We start from the raw sequence: 16429 nt of genomic DNA on the forward strand, positions 1-16429 counted from the left end.
CTCATACCGCAGCTCGCAAACCCGCGCGACGCACGAATTGGGAGTTGCGCAATCGCATTTGATCGTCCCACGATTGCGGAGCTACCAGGTGGTCGGCTTCGGATTGCGCTCGTCGAAGCCCTTCTGATGCCAGTAAGGATAGATCGGCGTCTCCTGGCTCGCCGCGTCGAGGCGGGCGATCTGGGCGGGGTCGAGGGTCCAGCCGACGGCGCCGAGATTCTGCTTCAGCTGCTCCTCGTTGCGGGCACCGACCACGATGTTGGCGACCGTCGGACGGCTGAGCAGCCAGTTGAGCGCCACCTGGGCCACGCTGCGCCCGGTCTCGGCCGCGAGCTCGTCGAGGACGTCGACGACCCGGAACAGGGCCTCGTCGGCGACCGGCGGCCCGCCCTCGGCGCCGCCGGACGCGATGCGCCCGCTGGTGTTGGCGCCGCGGCGGATCTTGCCGGTGAGGCGACCCCAGCCGAGCGGGCTCCACACCATGAGGGCGACGCCCTGGTCGAGGCCGAGCGGCATCAGCTCCCACTCGTAGTGCCGGCCAACCAGCGAGTAATAGCCCTGATAGGCGACGTAGCGGGCGAGCCCGTAGCGCTCGGAGGTCGCGAGCGCCTTCATCAGCTGCCAGCCGGAGAAGTTAGAGGCGCCGATATAGCCGATCTTGCCCGCCCGGACGAGGTCGTCGAGGGCTCGCAGGGTCTCGTCGACCGGGGTGAGCGCGTCGAAGCCGTGCATGAAGTAGACGTCGATATGGTCGGTGCCGAGCCGGCGCAGGCTCGCCTCGCAGGCGCGGACCAGGTGGTAGCGCGACGAGCCCTTGTCGTTCGGCCCCTCGCCCATCGGGAAGGTCGCTTTGGTGGAGATCAGCGCCCGGTCGCGCTTGCCCTTGAGCGCCTGGCCCAGGATCTCCTCAGACGCGCCCTGCGAGTAGATGTCGGCGGTGTCGAAGAAGGTGACGCCGGCATCGAGACACAGGTCGACCATCCGGCTCGCCTCGGCGACGTCCGTCTGCCCCCAGCGCTGGAAAAACTCGTTGCTGCCCCCGAAGGTGCCGGTGCCGAGGCTCAGGACCGGAACCTTGAGGCCGGACCGCCCGAACTGCCGATATTCCATGGGTTGAGCCCTCATCTGGCGCCGGGCGGCGTGCCCGGGTGTCATGGGATGGAGGTGTCTTAGGAGCCTGGGAGGCGACGACAAGCCGGTCGGGCGCCGGGGTGGGGATGCGCCGGGGAGATCGGCGGCTTCCCTCCTCCCAGGGGAGACGGGGCTGTTCGGGAAGAGGGGAAGTCCTGCGCCGTTTCACGTCCCCGGAGAGCCCTGCCGGGTTGTCCGATCGACTCCCCGCCTCACGCCACCTGCCGCAGCTCCGGCGCGGCGAGCTCCACCCGGTCCCGCCCCTGTGCCTTGGCCTGGTACAGCGCCCGGTCGGCGAGGGCGAGCAAGGCGTCGAAGTCTCCCGTGCCCCGGGCGACCCCGACGCTCACCGTGACCGCGAGGCCCGGCACCGGGTCGGGGCGCATCGCCGCCACGGCGAGGCGCACGGTCTCGGCGGTGGCCGCCGCCTCGGCCGTGCCGGCGCCGGGCAGCAGGCAGGCGAATTCCTCCCCGCCGAGGCGTCCGAACGCGGCCCCTTCCGGCAGGATCTGGCGGGCGGCGGCGCAGAAGCCGATCAGCACCGCGTCGCCGACGGCGTGGCCGTAGGTGTCGTTGACCCGCTTGAAGTGGTCGAGATCGAACAGCAGCAGGGCGGTCGGCCCGGCTCTGCGCGCGCGGCGGGCCGCGGACGCCAGGGCCCGGCGGTTGGCGACGCCGGTGAGCGGGTCGGTCTCGGCGACGCGGCGCTGCTCGGCCTCCAGGCGCTCCTTCGCCATCGCCATGAACAGCACCGAGATCGCCACGGTGTAGAGCAGGGCGACGAAGGACAGGACCGCCACCCAGAAGGTCTGGCCCGGGGTTCCGGTCGGCGGCGCCGGCAGGACCAGGGTGGCGGGGATCCGCGTCCAGATCAGCAGCGCCTCGCTGGCGAGCAGGATCGCCGCCGGCGCCCGCGACGGCAGCCTCTCGCCGCGATGGTGCCAGAGGGTGCGGGCGGCGAGGGCGCAGGACAGGCCGGCGATCGCGGAGGAGAGGATCACCCGCGCCCCGAGCGAGGCGTAGAAGGGCGGCACCAGGCAGGCGGCGAGCCAGACGAGCGGGCCGGCGGCGATCCAGAGGAGCGGGACGCGCCGTCCCTCGAACGAGCGGGCGCCGCCCCAGATCAGCCCGTAGGCCGCGAGCATCATCGCGTTGGCGAGCCCGATCGACAGCCAGTCCGGGATGACGTCGCGCAGGCCGAACAGCGTGACCGCGACGGCGCCGACGATCTGGGCCGCACCGAGGAAGCCGAGGGCCCGGGTCTGCCTGGCCTGACTCCAGGACAGGAGGTACAGCGCTCCCATCACGACCATCACGAAGACGGTCACGGCCACCAGGGTCGGCGCGTCCAGCTTCATCCCGTGATTCCCGCCCGGCGTCGCTCGGCACGGTTTGTAGCACGGCCGAATGCCCGAAGAATGTTCATTCGTCGCCGCGAAACCCTCAATCGGGTGAGAGAAGAGGAAAATTGCCGGCTGCGCGGCGGCTCAAAAACTAACAGGCGGGCTCAATCCGCCAGGCGGCGGAAGCGCCAGGCCACCCGGGTCCCGTCGGCGGCCGTGAGATGGAGTACGATCTGCTCGGTGCGACGGGCACCGTTGAGGGCGGCGAAGAACACGCTCTCCTCGATCACCGGGTCGATCTCGTCGGCCTCGAACAGCCAGGGCGCGCCGGCCCCGGCGAGCCGCACGCCGCGCCCGACCCGGCTCGCCCGCACGGTCGGGTGGAGATGGAAGCGGATCGCCGCCTCGGCCGTACCGCCCCGTCCGGCCGGATCGCGCACGAAGCCGTCATGTCCCTCCAGAAGGGCGCCGTCCGGATGCAGGCGCCAGCGCCGCTCGTGGAGGAGGCCGAGCGTCGGGGCGTAGCCGTCGTGCCGGGCGGCGAGCACGGCGGCACCGGCCGCGTCGGTCCCGCGCTCGACCGTGACCTCGGCCGGGCCGCGCACGACGATCGGCCCCATCCGGCGCTTCAGCCAGGCGGCGAGCGGGTGGATCAGGCCCGGCTGCGGCAGGGCGAGGAAGCGGCAGGAGGACGAATCGGCGAGGCAGGCGGTGGAATGGGCGGCGGTGGTGCGGGCGAGCTCGCGCATCTCCTCGCCGGTCGCCGGCATGCCGCAATTCACCACCAGCCGCTGCGGCCCGCAGGACAGCTCGAAGGACAGGCAGCCGGCCCCGGCCGCGGCCGAGTAGGCCGGCGGGGGCGCCGCGCCGATATCCGCCACCACCAGGGTGCCGCCCCCGCCCTCGAGGCGGGCATAGCCGGAATGGGGCGCGTGCATCAGCGGCTTGGCGAGCGCCCCGTCATAGACCAGCAGGGTGGCGAGCTGGTCGGCGGCGGTCGCCCCCATGCCGTTGTGGTGGCCGAGCGAGGCGTCGCCGTGGCGGAGGAGGCGCAGGAGCGGCAGCATCCGGTCGATGGCGTTCAGCAGGGCTTCCGGCGGGGCGATGTCGCGGCTCAGGAAGCTCTGGCGCAGGGGCAGCAGGTCGAGGAGCAGGTCCTTGGCGAAGCCCGGATCGCGGCTGCGATGGCCGCCATCGGGCAGGATCTGGCGCGTCAGCTCGCGGTTGAGGAGCCGCGTGCCCCGGCGCAGGACCGGCTCGAACCCCTCGCAGCACAGGCCCGCATAGGTGAGCGCCACCGCCGCGACGAGCCGGCCGCGGGGCATGACGCCGCGTCGCAGGGCCCGGTCGAGGGTGCGGGTGCAGCGCCCGATCAGCTTCAGGAAGGCCTGGTAGAAGGCGTGATCCGCCCCCTCCAGCACCAGGGGCGACTGGCACAGGAGCGAGATCAGCCGCCGGGCGACCACGGCGGGACGCTGGGCCAGGGCCTGGTCGCCGCGCCCGGCCATGAAGTCCTGCACGAAGGCGCGGGCATTGGAGCGCGCCAGCGCGCTCTCGGCGGCGCGCAGGTGGCGCAGCCAGCCGAAGCCGTAGAGCTCCTCGCCCCACTGGCTCGACGGCGGCGCGAAGTCGAACGGCGAGCGCCCGCCGGTGGCGAGCGCTCGGCCGGCGAACACGAACAGGCCGGCATAGATGTCGGCCGCGATGGTCGCGTCGCTGGTGCGCAGGTCCTGCGGCGCGATGACGAGGCCGGTGGGGCGCAGGCGGGCCAGTGCCGAGGGGCGCGAGGTCGCGCGCACGGCAGCGCCCCGCAGGACGCGCCCCGCCTCGTGCCCGACGAGCCGGTAGAATCGCCAGCGGTCAGGCCCCCAACCCACGCCACCTCCCGCTCCGCAGGCTTCGCCACCATGGCCGCCGGTTCTGCGACGAAAACCTGCGGCAAAACAAGGACCTCGGCGGACGAAGCGTTGGCGTGCCAACGCAAGTCCGCCGAAGGGGCCGACATTGAGCGGCCACGCTCGTCAAGGAATGGTCAAGGATCGCCGCGGGGTCAAACCGCCGGATCGCCCCGTGAACAGATTCCTCACGTGCCGCTTCCTCACGTGCCCTTGCGCTCCAGCCGCACCGCGTAGAAGCCGTCGAGCCCGCCGCGGCCCTCCTCGGGCCAGTGCGACGGCAGGGTGCGCAGGTCGCCCGTCGCGGTGACGAGGGCGGGATCGCCGACCTCCTCGGGGGCGATCGGGCGCCGGGCGAAATCCGGATGGCGCTTCAGGAAGGCCTCTCCTTGCGCCTCGCCCTCCTCCGGTTCCAGCGAGCAGGTGCAGTAGACGAGACGCCCGCCCGGGCGGACAAGACGCGCCGCCTTGTCGAGGAGCTTCGCCTGGAGCGCGGTGAGGCGGGGAAGGTCGCTCTCGCGCTTCGACCAGGCGACGTCCGGGTGGCGCCGCACCGTGCCGGTGGCACTGCACGGCGCGTCGAGCAGTACCGCGTCGAAGGGCTGGTCCTCCGGCAGCGCAAGAGCGTCGAGGGCCCGCACCTCCGCCGAGAGACCGAGGCGGGCGAGATTCGCCTCGAGCCGGCGCAGGCGGGGTGCCGAGCGGTCGACCGCCAGCACCTGCGCGCCCGCGGCGGCGAGCTGAGCGGTCTTGCCGCCCGGCGCGGCGCAGAGATCGGCGACCCGCTCGCCGGGCTTGACCCCGAGGAGGTGAGCCGGCAGCGCCGCCGCGGCGTCCTGGACCCACCAGGCGCCGTCCGCGAAGCCGGGCAGCTCCGGCACCGGGGTGCGGGCATCGTCGAGGCGCAGGCTCAAGGATCCCGGCAGGCGCCGGCCGTCCAACCGATCGGGGATCGAGGCGCCCGGGCGCAGGGTGAGGTCGAGCCCCGCCCCGCGGGCATTGGCGGCCGCGATGGCCCGGGCCGTCTCCGCGCCGTAGACCGCGATCCAGCGCCGCGCGAGCCAGCCCGGCGTGTTCAGGTGCAGGGGGTCGGCGTCGCCCTCCTGGCGGATCGCGTCGCGCTCGCGGGCGATCCGGCGCAGCACCGCGTTGGCGAGGCCGGCGAGGTGCTGCAGGCCGGGCTCGGCCTTGGCGAGGCGCACCGCCAGGTCCACGGCGGCGTGGTCCTGAACGTTGAGGTAGAGGATCTGCGCAGCCCCAGTGGCGAGCAGCGCGACGAGGCCCGGCTGGTCCTCCGGCAGGCCCTTCGCCAGGCGCTGGTCGAGAGCATGGAAGATCACCCCGAGATGCCGGAAGGTCGTGGTGGCGATGGCGCGGGCGAGGCCCGCATCCTGCGGCGGCAAGGCAGCCCGGTGGGCCGCCGGCTCCATCACGTCCTCGAGGGCCGTGCCGCGGTTCTTGCCGAGCAGGTCCGCCACGATCCCCCAGGCGAGGCGCCGCGCCGGCAGCCCGGCGACCTCGTTTTGCTGTCCGTCCATCCTCACTCCACCGCGCCCCCGGCGCGGACCTTGACGCTGCCGCTCGCGCCCTCCACCTCGGAGGGATCGGCGGCCTCGTGCTCCGGGGTGGCATCCGGCCGCCCGAGATGCAAGCGCCGCGACGACGACCAGGACGACCTGGAGCAATCGAGAGTCGATCGATGAGCGAGAGCGAATCCCCTTCCCGCAAGGCCCTGTCGCCGGCCGCGCAGCGCGCCCTCGCCGAGGCCGAGGCGCGGCGGGCCGAGATCGACGCCCGGGCCGAGGAGATCCGGCGCGAGCGCGAGATCAACGGGCGCGGCGGCCTGGAGCCGGTGCGCTACGACGATTGGGAAGTGAAGGGCCTGGCGACCGACTTCTGAGGGGGCGACGATGGGATTGCTCGACGGCCTGCTGGGCCATGGCAGCGACGCGGCACCGGAGGCGGTGGCGCAGGAACTCGACGGGATGCTGGTCCCGGGCGAGATGGTGCAGGTGGCGTTCCGGGTGATCCGCGACCTCATGGTGTTCACCGACCGGCGGATGATCCTGGTCGACAAGCAGGGTGTCACCGGCCGCAAGGTCTCCTACCTCACGGTGCCCTACCGGGCGATCACCTCGTTCTCGATTGAGAATGCGGGCAATTTCGACCTCGATTCGGAACTGACGATCTGGGTCTCGGGCCGGCCCGACCCGATTTCCCGCACCCTGAAGCGCGGGGCCGACATCCGCGGCATCCAGCGGGCGATCGCCGCGTCACTCCGCTGACGGGAGATCCGGAACGCCTGCCACCCGCTCCCGTTGGGGTCGCGAAGTCCCCGACAAGGACAGGAAGTCCCCGACAAGGACGAGACGTCCCCCGACAGGAGCAGGATCATGGGCGACACGACGATCAAGAAGGTGTCCGGCGCGCAGTCGCCCCAGGGGCCGGACGGCCAGCGCTACCTCGCCTCTGGCAAGCACGTCGCGATGCGGCTGTGGGTCGACGAGCCGCCCACCGACGACAAGCCGAGGGCCGCCCGCACCTACGAGACCGTCGGCTACGTGATCGCGGGCCGGGCCGAGCTGGTGGTCGAGGGCCAGACCGTGCGGCTGGAGCCGGGCGATTCCTGGCTGGTGCCGGCGGGCGCCGAGCACACCTACCGCATCCTCGAGACCTTCACCGCCGTCGAGGCGACCTCGCCGCCCGCGCAGGTGCACGGGCGCGAGGGCTGAGGCACGTTCAGCGCGTCACCACCACGGTGGCGCCGACCTGGACGCGGCCGTAGAGGTCGGCCACGTCCTGGTTGTACATGCGGATGCAGCCATAGGACGCGAAGGTGCCGATCGAGCCCGGCCGGTTGGTGCCGTGAATCGCGTACTCGCCCCGGTCCAGGGTGAGGGCCGCCGCCCCCATCGGGTTGCTCGGCGAGCCGCCGGCAATCACGTCCGGCAGGCGGGGATTGTCCCGCTTCACCTCGTCGGGCGGCGACCAGGCTGGCCGGAGGTATTTCCCGTCGATGCGGGCGTAGCCGGTCCATTGCTTGCCGACCTTGCCGACCGCGACGGGATAGCGGATCGCCGTCCCGTCGCCGTTGACGAAGTACAGCCGCCGCTCGGTGGTCCGCACCACCACCGTGCCGGCTTCCGCCGCCGCATCGAAGGCGACCAGTTCCCGCGACGCGGCCGGCCCGGCCGCCATCGTCACCGCGACGATCATCGCCGCGGCCCATCCACTCTGCTTGTGCATCCCTGCGGTCCTCGAGCGTGACCTTATGAGCCACGTGATAATCCGCCGGGAAACCTGTCGTTCCGGTTGGCAAAGATGCTTGCCGGGGGGTGAAGAGGAGGGTGGCGAGCGGGAGCGTTAAGGGATGGTGTGCACCGACCCGAACCTCCCGCCCTCGGCCACGGCTGTCCGGGGAAAGCTCCGAGGTCGACAGCACGGTGGGCGGGAGCGAGCTCCCGTCGGGGCGGCGGTGGCCGGGCCCGGCGAGGTGGCAGGGTTCGACCAAGCCCTGCCGCACGACGTCGATCCGTCCGGCTTGCAGCGTGATCGCTCGCCCGATCCGAGTGTCGTCGACGGTGGCATCGGTGATCCCCGGAGCGGCAGCCTGCCGGGTGTCGGGATCGCTGGTGGCGCGGCTGAGCGGGGCGATGATCGCGACGACGAGGTGATCCCACGGGCCAAGGCACTTGCCGTGGGCCTTGGCCCGCACCGCGCGCTGCGCGAAGGCGGTGCGATCGATGGCTGCCGACGGCTGGCGGGAGAGGATAGGCAGGGAGAGCATGCCCTGGACCCGTTGTCCGTGTCTCGACAACAAGAAAACAGCCGCTGCTCCGTCAGGCTCGGGGGCATGCCCCCCCCCGCCAGATCCTACGCGTCAATTTTCGCCGGACAGCCGCGTCGCAGAAGGGGGTTGCGTACGCGCCTTGTCGCGCGCCCCCGCGACGGATCGCCGTTTTGTGCTACGCTCCCTTGCCGGCCCTCCACCCGGCGTCATACCCCTTTGAGCGTGGCCTTCCGCGGAGGCACCGCGCGTGGCCTGTCCCGTTCGGCGAGGCCGCATGCCCGATCTGTTCAGCCCCTTCACCCTGAAGGACGTCACGCTCCGCAACCGGATTGCGATGTCGCCGATGACCATGCATCGCTCGGTCGACGGGGCGATGGGCGACTATCACGTGATGCTCTACGGCTCGCGGGCGGCAGGCGGGTTCGGCCTCGTCTTCCCCGAGCAGATCGCGGTCACCCCGGAGGGCCGCACCACCAGCGCCTGCGCCGGCATCTGGGACGACCGGCACATCGAGGGCCTCGCTCGCGTCACCCGCATCATCCGGGAGATGGGCGGCGTGCCGGCGATCCAGCTCGGGCATACCGGGCGGAAAGGAAGCGAGCAGAAGCCCTGGGAGGGCAAGCTGCAGCTGCCGCCCGACCATCCCGACGGCTGGCAGCTCAAGGCCCCCTCCCCGATCTCCTACGGCGGCCGCTATACCTACCCGGTCGAGGAACTGACGGTGGCGGAGATCGGGGGCATCCACCGCGCCTACGCGGACGCCGCCCGCCGGGCGCTGGAAGCCGGGTTTGAGTGGCTGGAGATGCACTTCGCCCACGGCTATCTCGGCGCGAGCTTCTTCTCGCCCCTCGCCAACCAGCGCACCGACCAGTATGGCGGCGACCTCGACAACCGGCTGCGGTTCCACATCGAGGCCCTGGACGCCGTGCGGGCGGTGTGGCCCGAGCGCCTGCCCCTCACCATGCGGCTCGGCTCCGACGACCTCCACCCGGACGGCGTGCAATTCGACGAGGCGGTGGTGGCTGTCGGCCGGATGAAGGCGCACGGCCTCGACCTCGCCGACCTCTCGATCGGCTTCAACACCGACGAGATGACTGACCCGCCCTTCGCCCGGATGTCGTTCATGGTCGAGCGCGGCGCGCGGGTGCGGCGCGAAGTCGGGATCCCGGTCGGCGTGAGCTGGAATCTCGGCCTGCCGGCGGTGGCCGACCAGGTCATCCGCGACGCGCTGATCGACCTCGTCTTCCTCGGCCGTCCGGCCCTGTCGAACCCGCACTGGCCGGTCTGGGCGGCGCGGGAGCTGGCGCATCCCGACCCGTTCTCGCTGGTGCCGGAGGATTGGGGCTGGTGGCTGCGCAACTTCCGCGCCCACGAGGCCTGCATCGGCTGGCCCGCCCCGGGGGCTGCGCGCGGCGCGGCGTGAGCCTCTCCGGCGGCGCCCCGCCGGGGCGCCCGCGAGGCGCTGGATTCGTGATCTCGACCAGCGCTTTAGCTGATGAATTCGGACCGGTTTCGGCCGTTTGATGCCAAGATTTCTACGATGATCAGGGCGCCGCAAAATAAATCTGATAAATATTTTCCCGTCTCGCTTGCTCTCTGGCAGCATCTGAATTAATGATGTGGCATCGATTTTTGGCCTGATTACCGAGCCTCTCTGGCGTTCACGCCGGACCACGCTCTGCCACTCGCTCCAAACCTGTCGATTGATACGAGCCTCGGCACCGCTGATCGCGTGCCGAGCTCTTGGATACGCTTTCAGACTATGGATACGGCAATGAACATCGGTACCGTGAAGTGGTTCAACGTCCAGAAGGGCTTCGGCTTCATCCAACCGGATGACGGCGGCAAGGACGTCTTCGTGCACATCTCCGCCGTCGAGCGGTCGGGCATGCAGAGCCTGTCCGAGGGGCAGAAGATCTCCTACGAGATGGAGACCGACCGCCGCAGCGGCAAGCAATCCGCCGGCAACCTGCGCGCCGCCTGAGCGTGAGATGACGAGATGCGGGTCTTGCCATCCGCATCTCTCGCCCTGCGTCACCGGCGCGGGCCCGACCTCCAACGGATATTTCTGGGTGAATTTTACTTTTAGTTCTCTTGTCTCCAATCCCGTCGCGGCGCGTGAGCCCGCGACGTTCCAGGTGCAGCAGATCTGGCAGCAGGTCGACGACCAGCGCCGTGACGTCAGCCACCTGATCGACCGGACCTACCGCTATCACTCGGTCCGGGAGCTGCACTGGCACCTCGCCGACCGGTTCTCGCGCCCGATCCGCTCCCTCGCCCTGAGCCGGGTCTGAGCGATGGGCAAGTTCAAGGAAGCGCCGCTGGGGGACCGGCTGAATTCGGCCGCCGCGGCCCGGCAGGCGGCGCTCGCCCGCTTCCAGGCACGCAGCGCCGAGGACGATCCGGCCCTGGCGGCACGGCGCGCCGAGCGCCAGGCCGTCGCCGCGGCCCGGACCGCCCGCCTTGCCGAGCGCGAGGCCGAGAAGGCGGCGCAGGAGGCCGCACGAATCGCTCGGGACGCCGAGGCGAAGGCCGAGGAGATCCGCCAGCGCGAGATCGCGATGGCCGAAGAGATCGAGCGCACCGCGGAGGCTGCGCGGGCCGCCGAGACGCGGCAGGCCGACCAGAAGGCCGCACGCGACGCCCGCTACGCCGCCCGCAAGGCGCGCCAGCGGGGCTGAGCGGCCAACCGGCGCCGTATCTCGGAGGAAATTTCGCGATGTCCTACAAGTTCAAGCTGCATCAGCGCGTGCGGATGGTGCGGTCCGGATCAACCAACGGGTATGCCGGCGAGATGGATGCCCTCTTGGACGCCTTCGAAATCGTGCGGCTGATGCCCGAGGACCGTAGCGGCGAGGCAGCCTACCGCATCCGTTCGCCCAAGGGCGAGCGCGCGGTCCGGGAGAGCGAGATCGTCGCCCTCCCCTGATCCGGGCGGCCTTCGTCGACGCACGTGCGGCAAGCGGGCCGCCGTACGGCCCGCTGCCGGTCTCGGAGGCGCCGTAGCCTCAGTTACAGCCTTCCTTGTGGACGGTCTTGGAATTGCCCATGCCGTCCTCCTTGTGGACGGTCTTCGAGCCGCAATCGACGCTGCCGGTGGTGATCTCGCGGCGCTCGACGACACCCTCGCGATGCTCGACCGCGATGCCGGGAGCCCGGTCGCGATGGATCACGGTGGTCTCCTCGGCTATTGCCGAGACCGAGAAACCGGCCAGGATGACGGCAGCAGTTCCAGCAGCGAATATCGTCCGCATGAGTGATCTCCTCAGTTCATCTGGGGCTAACAACGCTATGCCGGCAGACGGGTTCCGATCTCATCAGGCGCGTGCCAAGCCGAATAGCCTCGCAAGAACATCTTCCTCATCGAGCAATCCTGCTGACGTTGGCGGTATCGGAGTACGCGTGGGGATAGATTGCCGAGCCCAGGCTCGCGGAGCAGCCGACACCATCGGCCGTGACCCGTCCGCAACAGGCGTGAAACCTCACTGGTCGACCTGAAATAAACGGCCGTGACCGCGCGTCTGTCGGGAGGGCACTCTCGCCCGGACCCGTGTGTGCCAATCGGCGCGCGGGCACAGCGCTTTGGAACAGACATGATCGTCGCCGGACGTCCCCTCGCCCTCCTGTCGGCTCTCTGGCTCGCGGCCTCGAGCCTGCCGGCGGCGGCGCAGGTCGATCACGACGGGCAGCTCTGGATCAACGCCACGGCCTTCGGCAGCGTCGGGTCGTTGGCGTATTTCGCGGAGGTGCAGCCGCGATTCGGCGACGGCATCTCGCGGCTCGACCAGCTGATCCTGCGGCCGGCCGTGGGCTGGAAGCTCACCGACGCCGTGACGGTCTATCAGGGCTATGCCCGGATCGAGAATTCGCCGCCCGGGCAGCGCGCCTTTTCGGAGGATCGCAGCTTCCAGCAGCTTGGCTGGGAGATCGGGACCTTCGATCGCGTCAAGCTCTCGTCCCGCACGCGCTTCGAGCAGCGCTTCCAGACCAACGGGCGGGACACGGGGTTCCGGCTCAGGCAGCAACTGCGCGCGGCGGTGCCGCTGACCGAGGAGACACGCGGCGTCGCCGCCGTGGCCTGGACCGAGGCCTTCCTGGCGCTCAACGACACCGATTGGGGCGCACGGGCCGGCTTCGACCGGATCCGCACCTTCGTCGGGCTGGAACTGCCGCTCGCCGGCCGATCGACCCTGGAACTCGGCTACATCAACCAGACGGTCAACGCGCCGGCCTCCCGGGTGACGATGGATCACATCGTCTCGGTGAACGTGTTCGTGCGGCAGTGATCACAGGTAACTCAACACCGGATGCCGCCCCCGCCGCTTCAGCCTCACCATCCAGCGGCACGCAATGGCGAGCGGCAGGCCGAGCAGAGCCGCGATCAGCCAGAGCTGCACCGCTGCACTGGCCTCGACCCGGCCGGAGGCGCCGGCCAGGCCGAGGGCGACGGCGAGGGTGGAGAGACCGCGCAGCATCCAGAGATGGACGAGGTAGAAGAACAGCGGTGCTCCGCCGAACACCCGGAGCCAGGCGAGGCGGCCGGCCGGCAGGGCCTCGAACAGGGCGAGGAGCCAGAGCCCGAGGCCCAGCGTCAGCAGCAGGAAATCGGCCGAGGGCGGGTACTTGGTGAGGTTCAGGAACGACAGGATCGTCGCCCCGAGGGTCGGGCCGGCGTGCCACGGCACCGGGTCGCCGTAACCGTTGAGCCCGCGCAGCACCAGGAAGCCCGCCAGCGCCGCCGCCCCGAGGGCGAGGAGCCGGCGGCACCGGGCGTCGGGATCCAGCGAGAACCACGGCCCGAGGGCGTAGCCCGCCGCCGCGACGCCGATCCAGGGCAGCACCGGGTAGGAGGTGCGGGCGACGCCCCAGGGGAGGTCGAGGAGGCCGCGCTGGTGCAGGATCGACCACAGGGCGTAGCCGGCCTGGCCCGGCGCCAGCACGATCCCATCGAGGAGGTTGTGCCCGAGCATGATCAGGAGCGCGACCGCGATAAGGGCCCGGCGCGGCAGCCACAGCAGCCCGGCGAGCGCGATCATGCTGAGGCCGATCGCCCAGATCACCTGCAGGTAGAGGACCGGCGGCAGGAGCTTGGCCGTCCAGGCGAGGTTCACCAGCGTGACCTCGAGCAGCACCAGGAACAGGCCGCGGGTGAGGAGGAAGCGCGACGCCGCGCGGGTCCCGTGCTTGCCCGCGTAGAGGCTCCCCGAGAGACCGGTGAGCAGGAGGAAAACCGGCGCGCAGAGATGCGAGGTCAGCCGCGTGATCACCAGGTCGGGGGCGGTGACCGCGAGGTCCATCGGGTCGCGGACCTGGGCGTGCAGGAAGAAGGTCTCCCGCACGTGGTCGACCAGCATCAGCAGCATGACGAGGCCGCGCAACGCGTCGATCGCGCCGATGCGGGAGGCGGGCACAGGCGGGGACGGTACCGTCATGATCCCGTCTCGGTGGCGAGGCGCGAGAGGAGCCGGCGCACGTCCGGCGGCGTCCAGACGCGGCCACCACGGGGCTTGCGCACGCCGCGCCGGGTCAGGGAGGCGGCGATGCCCTCGGGCGTCCCGCCGGCCTCGGCGGCGATGGCCGCGAGCACCGGCGCGAGACCCTGGCGGTAGCGCCGGGCGCGGGCGGCGGCCGCGTCCCGGCCGGCATCACCCCGACGGAGGGCGGCCGCCATCAGAAGCGCACCGAGACGGTGCCGGTGAACCGGCGCGGCGCCCCCGGATAGACCCGCAGCGCACTGAGCGAGCTCTCATAATAGGTGGCGTCGAACACGTTCTCGACGTTGAGGCCGAACCGGACGTTCTCCCACCGGTAATAGGCCAGCGCATCGACCGCGATGGTGCCCGGCAGCCGGAAGCCGCTGCCGGCGGCATCGCCCGCCCGCTCGCCGACGGCGCGCACGCCGCCGCCGATCCCGAAGCCCTTCCAGGGGCCCTCCTGCACCTCGTGCACCGCGAGCAGGCTGCCCGAGTGGCGCGGCACGTTGATGAGCGGGGCACCGACCGGCAGGACGTTGTCCTTGGTGACGACCGCGTCGGCGAAGACGTAGCCGGCCAGGATCTTGATCTCCGGCGAGAGCTGGCCGGCGGCCGTGACCTCGAACCCCTGGCTCCGCACCGCGCCGGCGGCGAGCGAGAACCCGGGGTTGTTGGGGTCGGGCGTCAGCACGTTCTGCCGCTCGACCCGGAAGGCGGCGCCGGTGAGGCTCAGCGCGCCCCCGAACAGGTCGAGCTTCGTGCCGACCTCGTAGCCGAGGCCGGTCTCCGGCGCGAAGGGCCCCCCGAGCGAGGCGGCGAAGGCGTCGGGTCCGGTATTCGGCCGGAAGCTCGTGCCGACATTGGCGTAGAGCGAGAGCTCCGGCAGCGGCTGGTAGACGAGGCCGGCGCGGGGCGAGGCGGCGAAATATGTCTGGTCGGTCCGAACACCGGTGGTCCGCTCCCGGAACGACTGCTCGAAGAAGTCGAAGCGCGCGCCGACGAGGGCCTTCCATTCCGGGCTGAGCGCAATCTGGTCCTGCGCGTAGAGTGCGGTGTTGGTGAGCTGCTCGAAGCCGTTGGTCTGGAAGGCGTAAGGTGGAGCCTGACGGCCGTAGACCGGAGCGTAGATGTCCAGGGTGTAGGGATTTTGGCGGAAACGGGAGCGGACCTGCTGGTAGCGAGCATCGGTGCTCTCGCGCTCGAAGCCGAGGAGCAGGGTGTGGCCGATCCCGGCGGTGTCGAAGCGCCCGACCAGCTCGGCCTGGCCGATCGCCACGTCCCAGCGGTAGTTGCGCAGGTTGCGATCGCGCAGGACCGTGCGGTTGTCGGGGCTAAGCCCCCGCACCTCCACCGCCTCGCCGGTGAGCGAGCCGGTGTTGACGTAGGTGGCGAGCCGCATCTGCCAATCGGCGTTGAAGCGGTGGTCGACCCGCACCTGCATCGTGTCGCTGGATTGGTGGATGCTCTGTCCCGGCTCGCCGAGGAAGCGGGAGATCGGCAGGAATCCGAGCTGCCTGTTGATCGCGATGACGCCGCGGTCGAACACGGTGCGATTGCGCAGGAACTCGGTCTCGACGGTCACCTTCGTGTCGGGCGTGACCTGCCAGCTCACCACCGGGGCGACGAGGAGGCGGTCGCCATCGACGAAATCGCGGAAGCTGTTCTGGCGCCCGGCCGCGAGGTTGAAGCGGTAGAGGAGCGTGCCGTCCTCGTTGAGCGCGCCGCCGGAATCGACCGTGCCGCGGACCTGCTCGAACGAGCCCCACAGCCCGCCCATCTCGACGAAGCGCTCCGCAGTCGGCTGCTTGGTGATGATGTTGACGAGGCCGCCCGGATCGCTGCGCCCGAACAGGCCGCCGCCCGGACCTTTCAGCACCTCGATCCGCTCGATGTTCTGGGTGTCCTGCTGAGGCGGGAACCCGCGGGCGAGGGGGAAGCCGTTCTTGTAGATCTCGGCGGTCGCCACCCCGCGCACGGCGTAGCCGAGGGGCGAGAGGCCGCCGAAATTGTTCTGCTGCACGATGCCCGGCGTGTAGGCGAGAACCTGCTCGGCCCGCGTCGCCGCGAGATCGGTGATGACCTCGCGCGGGGCGACGGTGACGACCTGCGGCACGTCGCGCTGGGGCGTGTCGGTCTTGGTGCTGCTGACGGCCCGGTCGGCTCGGAAGCCCGGGGTCGGGCCGATGAGGCCGATCGTGCCGGCGGCTTTGGAGGAGAGCGCCGGGAGCACCGGCGCGGCGGGACGGGGGCCCTCTACCACGACCTCGTCGAGGGCGATCGTCTCCTGTCCCTGTGCGGCTTTGGCCGCGAGTCCGAACGCCAGGGCGGTCGCCAGAGCGGTCGTCAAGGCGGGTACGGGGCGGTGGAGCGGCGGACGGGTTCTCACGAAGCACACTCGATGTTGCTGCGCGATGCGGTCCGGGTGAGCGGCAGGCCGCGCCCGCGCAGAACGCGCGGCGACAGCCCGAGCGCTCCCCCGGGCCGCACCGCCCGCGGGACGTGACTGCGCCAGTGAGGCGCGGGCGCAAGGCAGGTCTCCTGGCTCGCGGATCGCCAGTCCCGCCTGGCCTTCCCGGTGCGGAGCACCAGTGACCGTCGGCGGCGGGACCTCTCCGCTCACAGTTGCGGGGGCAGCCTCGGCCTCGCCCCGGATGCCGTGGCACCCGACGGGCTCACCGAGTTCCCTCTTCGCCCACGGGCTGGCGCCCGGGGAACCTTGGCTGCCGCATCCATGGCAGGCCACCCGCCGTGGAGCAACATCGAGAAACGCAATGTAATAATGTTGCCGTCCCTGTG

The 16429-nt window shown here is 71.1% G+C and carries 18 protein-coding genes and 1 riboswitch; of the genes, 9 read left to right on the plus strand and 9 right to left on the minus strand.

The window, feature by feature from the left end; genetic code table 11:
- Nucleotides 1–81: 81 nt before the first annotated feature.
- The 4 genes from MFF64_RS23580 to MFF64_RS23595 all read right to left on the minus strand — a co-directional run bounded on the left by MFF64_RS23580 (nucleotide 82) and on the right by MFF64_RS23595 (nucleotide 5907).
- A complete protein-coding gene (locus tag MFF64_RS23580) occupies nucleotides 82–1110 on the minus strand; it encodes an aldo/keto reductase (protein WP_099902900.1) in 1029 nt (342 codons plus the stop codon).
- Between the two features lie 233 nt (nucleotides 1111–1343).
- On the minus strand, nucleotides 1344–2489 hold the full coding sequence (locus MFF64_RS23585) for a GGDEF domain-containing protein (RefSeq protein WP_099902902.1): 1146 nt from the start codon (nucleotides 2487–2489) through the stop codon (nucleotides 1344–1346).
- Nucleotides 2490–2638: 149 nt separating this feature from the next.
- The gene (locus MFF64_RS23590; protein ID WP_099902320.1) at nucleotides 2639–4351 is read right to left on the minus strand and encodes a heparinase II/III family protein; all 1713 of its coding nucleotides are present in this window, start codon (nucleotides 4349–4351) and stop codon (nucleotides 2639–2641) included.
- Nucleotides 4352–4572: 221 nt separating this feature from the next.
- Nucleotides 4573–5907 (minus strand): RsmB/NOP family class I SAM-dependent RNA methyltransferase, encoded by a 1335-nt coding sequence (locus MFF64_RS23595; RefSeq protein WP_238192578.1) that lies wholly within the window; start codon nucleotides 5905–5907, stop codon nucleotides 4573–4575.
- 161 nt (nucleotides 5908–6068) lie between these two features.
- Here MFF64_RS23595 and MFF64_RS23600 point away from each other — a divergent pair, with 161 nt between their 5' ends.
- From MFF64_RS23600 to MFF64_RS23610, 3 genes are all read left to right on the plus strand, one after another.
- A complete protein-coding gene (locus MFF64_RS23600) occupies nucleotides 6069–6269 on the plus strand; it encodes a DUF1674 domain-containing protein (protein ID WP_099903055.1) in 201 nt (66 codons plus the stop codon).
- Between the two features lie 10 nt (nucleotides 6270–6279).
- Nucleotides 6280–6654, plus strand: a complete 375-nt coding sequence (locus MFF64_RS23605; RefSeq protein WP_099903057.1) for a PH domain-containing protein — start codon at nucleotides 6280–6282, stop codon at nucleotides 6652–6654.
- A gap of 108 nt (nucleotides 6655–6762) precedes the next feature.
- Nucleotides 6763–7101: a cupin domain-containing protein gene (locus MFF64_RS23610; RefSeq protein ID WP_099903059.1), complete on the plus strand. Its 339-nt coding sequence runs from the start codon at nucleotides 6763–6765 to the stop codon at nucleotides 7099–7101.
- A 7-nt stretch (nucleotides 7102–7108) separates the two neighbouring features.
- On the opposite strand, the gene MFF64_RS23615 is transcribed toward MFF64_RS23610, so the two are convergent.
- The gene (locus MFF64_RS23615; RefSeq protein ID WP_099903061.1) at nucleotides 7109–7615 is read right to left on the minus strand and encodes a L,D-transpeptidase; all 507 of its coding nucleotides are present in this window, start codon (nucleotides 7613–7615) and stop codon (nucleotides 7109–7111) included.
- A gap of 818 nt (nucleotides 7616–8433) precedes the next feature.
- Between MFF64_RS23615 and MFF64_RS23620 the strand changes: the two genes are divergently transcribed.
- The 5 genes from MFF64_RS23620 to MFF64_RS23640 all read left to right on the plus strand — a co-directional run bounded on the left by MFF64_RS23620 (nucleotide 8434) and on the right by MFF64_RS23640 (nucleotide 11088).
- The gene (locus MFF64_RS23620) at nucleotides 8434–9582 is read left to right on the plus strand and encodes an oxidoreductase (RefSeq protein WP_238192579.1); all 1149 of its coding nucleotides are present in this window, start codon (nucleotides 8434–8436) and stop codon (nucleotides 9580–9582) included.
- Between the two features lie 351 nt (nucleotides 9583–9933).
- Nucleotides 9934–10143, plus strand: coding sequence for a cold-shock protein (locus MFF64_RS23625; RefSeq protein ID WP_099904838.1), 210 nt, complete (start codon nucleotides 9934–9936; stop codon nucleotides 10141–10143).
- A gap of 154 nt (nucleotides 10144–10297) precedes the next feature.
- Nucleotides 10298–10453 carry a hypothetical protein gene (locus MFF64_RS23630; RefSeq protein WP_165795783.1) on the plus strand — a complete coding sequence of 52 codons (156 nt, stop codon included), beginning with the start codon at nucleotides 10298–10300 and terminating at the stop codon, nucleotides 10451–10453.
- 3 nt (nucleotides 10454–10456) lie between these two features.
- The gene (locus tag MFF64_RS23635) at nucleotides 10457–10840 is read left to right on the plus strand and encodes a DUF6481 family protein (RefSeq protein WP_207768164.1); all 384 of its coding nucleotides are present in this window, start codon (nucleotides 10457–10459) and stop codon (nucleotides 10838–10840) included.
- A 38-nt stretch (nucleotides 10841–10878) separates the two neighbouring features.
- A complete protein-coding gene (locus tag MFF64_RS23640) occupies nucleotides 10879–11088 on the plus strand; it encodes a hypothetical protein (RefSeq protein WP_099904840.1) in 210 nt (69 codons plus the stop codon).
- 79 nt (nucleotides 11089–11167) lie between these two features.
- Here MFF64_RS23640 and MFF64_RS23645 read toward each other — a convergent pair whose 3' ends face one another.
- The gene (locus MFF64_RS23645; RefSeq protein WP_099904842.1) at nucleotides 11168–11413 is read right to left on the minus strand and encodes a hypothetical protein; all 246 of its coding nucleotides are present in this window, start codon (nucleotides 11411–11413) and stop codon (nucleotides 11168–11170) included.
- A 339-nt stretch (nucleotides 11414–11752) separates the two neighbouring features.
- Here MFF64_RS23645 and MFF64_RS23650 point away from each other — a divergent pair, with 339 nt between their 5' ends.
- Nucleotides 11753–12445 carry a DUF2490 domain-containing protein gene (locus tag MFF64_RS23650; protein ID WP_099904844.1) on the plus strand — a complete coding sequence of 231 codons (693 nt, stop codon included), beginning with the start codon at nucleotides 11753–11755 and terminating at the stop codon, nucleotides 12443–12445.
- Here the strand turns inward: MFF64_RS23650 and MFF64_RS23655 are convergent, their stop codons facing one another.
- From MFF64_RS23655 to MFF64_RS23665, 3 genes are read right to left on the minus strand one after another with little or no spacing between them, the layout of a single operon-like run.
- Nucleotides 12446–13591 carry an acetyltransferase domain-containing protein gene (locus MFF64_RS23655; protein WP_099904846.1) on the minus strand — a complete coding sequence of 382 codons (1146 nt, stop codon included), beginning with the start codon at nucleotides 13589–13591 and terminating at the stop codon, nucleotides 12446–12448.
- Entirely contained in the window at nucleotides 13588–13830 is a 243-nt protein-coding gene (locus tag MFF64_RS23660; RefSeq protein WP_099904848.1) for a hypothetical protein, read from the minus strand. Before MFF64_RS23660 ends, MFF64_RS23655 begins: the two co-directional genes overlap by 4 nt.
- Nucleotides 13830–16019 carry a TonB-dependent siderophore receptor gene (locus MFF64_RS23665; RefSeq protein WP_438823091.1) on the minus strand — a complete coding sequence of 730 codons (2190 nt, stop codon included), beginning with the start codon at nucleotides 16017–16019 and terminating at the stop codon, nucleotides 13830–13832. The genes MFF64_RS23660 and MFF64_RS23665 overlap by 1 nt, the downstream gene beginning before the upstream one ends.
- A gap of 125 nt (nucleotides 16020–16144) precedes the next feature.
- Nucleotides 16145–16368, minus strand: a riboswitch (cobalamin riboswitch).
- Between the last annotated feature and the right edge of the window lie 61 nt (nucleotides 16369–16429).

Origin of the sequence: Methylobacterium frigidaeris (genome assembly GCF_022179185.1) — a bacterium.
GTDB lineage: Bacteria > Pseudomonadota > Alphaproteobacteria > Rhizobiales > Beijerinckiaceae > Methylobacterium > Methylobacterium frigidaeris.

Coding starts and splice junctions, on each gene's coding strand:
- MFF64_RS23580 (WP_099902900.1), bottom strand. CDS start 1,110: ATGGAATATCGGCAGTTCGGGCGGTCCGGCCTCAAGGTTCCGGTCCTG.
- MFF64_RS23585 (WP_099902902.1), bottom strand. CDS start 2,489: ATGAAGCTGGACGCGCCGACCCTGGTGGCCGTGACCGTCTTCGTGATG.
- MFF64_RS23595 (WP_238192578.1), bottom strand. CDS start 5,907: ATGGACGGACAGCAAAACGAGGTCGCCGGGCTGCCGGCGCGGCGCCTC.
- MFF64_RS23600 (WP_099903055.1), top strand. CDS start 6,069: ATGAGCGAGAGCGAATCCCCTTCCCGCAAGGCCCTGTCGCCGGCCGCG.
- MFF64_RS23605 (WP_099903057.1), top strand. CDS start 6,280: ATGGGATTGCTCGACGGCCTGCTGGGCCATGGCAGCGACGCGGCACCG.
- MFF64_RS23610 (WP_099903059.1), top strand. CDS start 6,763: ATGGGCGACACGACGATCAAGAAGGTGTCCGGCGCGCAGTCGCCCCAG.
- MFF64_RS23615 (WP_099903061.1), bottom strand. CDS start 7,615: ATGCACAAGCAGAGTGGATGGGCCGCGGCGATGATCGTCGCGGTGACG.
- MFF64_RS23620 (WP_238192579.1), top strand. CDS start 8,434: ATGCCCGATCTGTTCAGCCCCTTCACCCTGAAGGACGTCACGCTCCGC.
- MFF64_RS23625 (WP_099904838.1), top strand. CDS start 9,934: ATGAACATCGGTACCGTGAAGTGGTTCAACGTCCAGAAGGGCTTCGGC.
- MFF64_RS23635 (WP_207768164.1), top strand. CDS start 10,457: ATGGGCAAGTTCAAGGAAGCGCCGCTGGGGGACCGGCTGAATTCGGCC.
- MFF64_RS23640 (WP_099904840.1), top strand. CDS start 10,879: ATGTCCTACAAGTTCAAGCTGCATCAGCGCGTGCGGATGGTGCGGTCC.
- MFF64_RS23645 (WP_099904842.1), bottom strand. CDS start 11,413: ATGCGGACGATATTCGCTGCTGGAACTGCTGCCGTCATCCTGGCCGGT.
- MFF64_RS23650 (WP_099904844.1), top strand. CDS start 11,753: ATGATCGTCGCCGGACGTCCCCTCGCCCTCCTGTCGGCTCTCTGGCTC.
- MFF64_RS23655 (WP_099904846.1), bottom strand. CDS start 13,591: ATGACGGTACCGTCCCCGCCTGTGCCCGCCTCCCGCATCGGCGCGATC.
- MFF64_RS23660 (WP_099904848.1), bottom strand. CDS start 13,830: ATGGCGGCCGCCCTCCGTCGGGGTGATGCCGGCCGGGACGCGGCCGCC.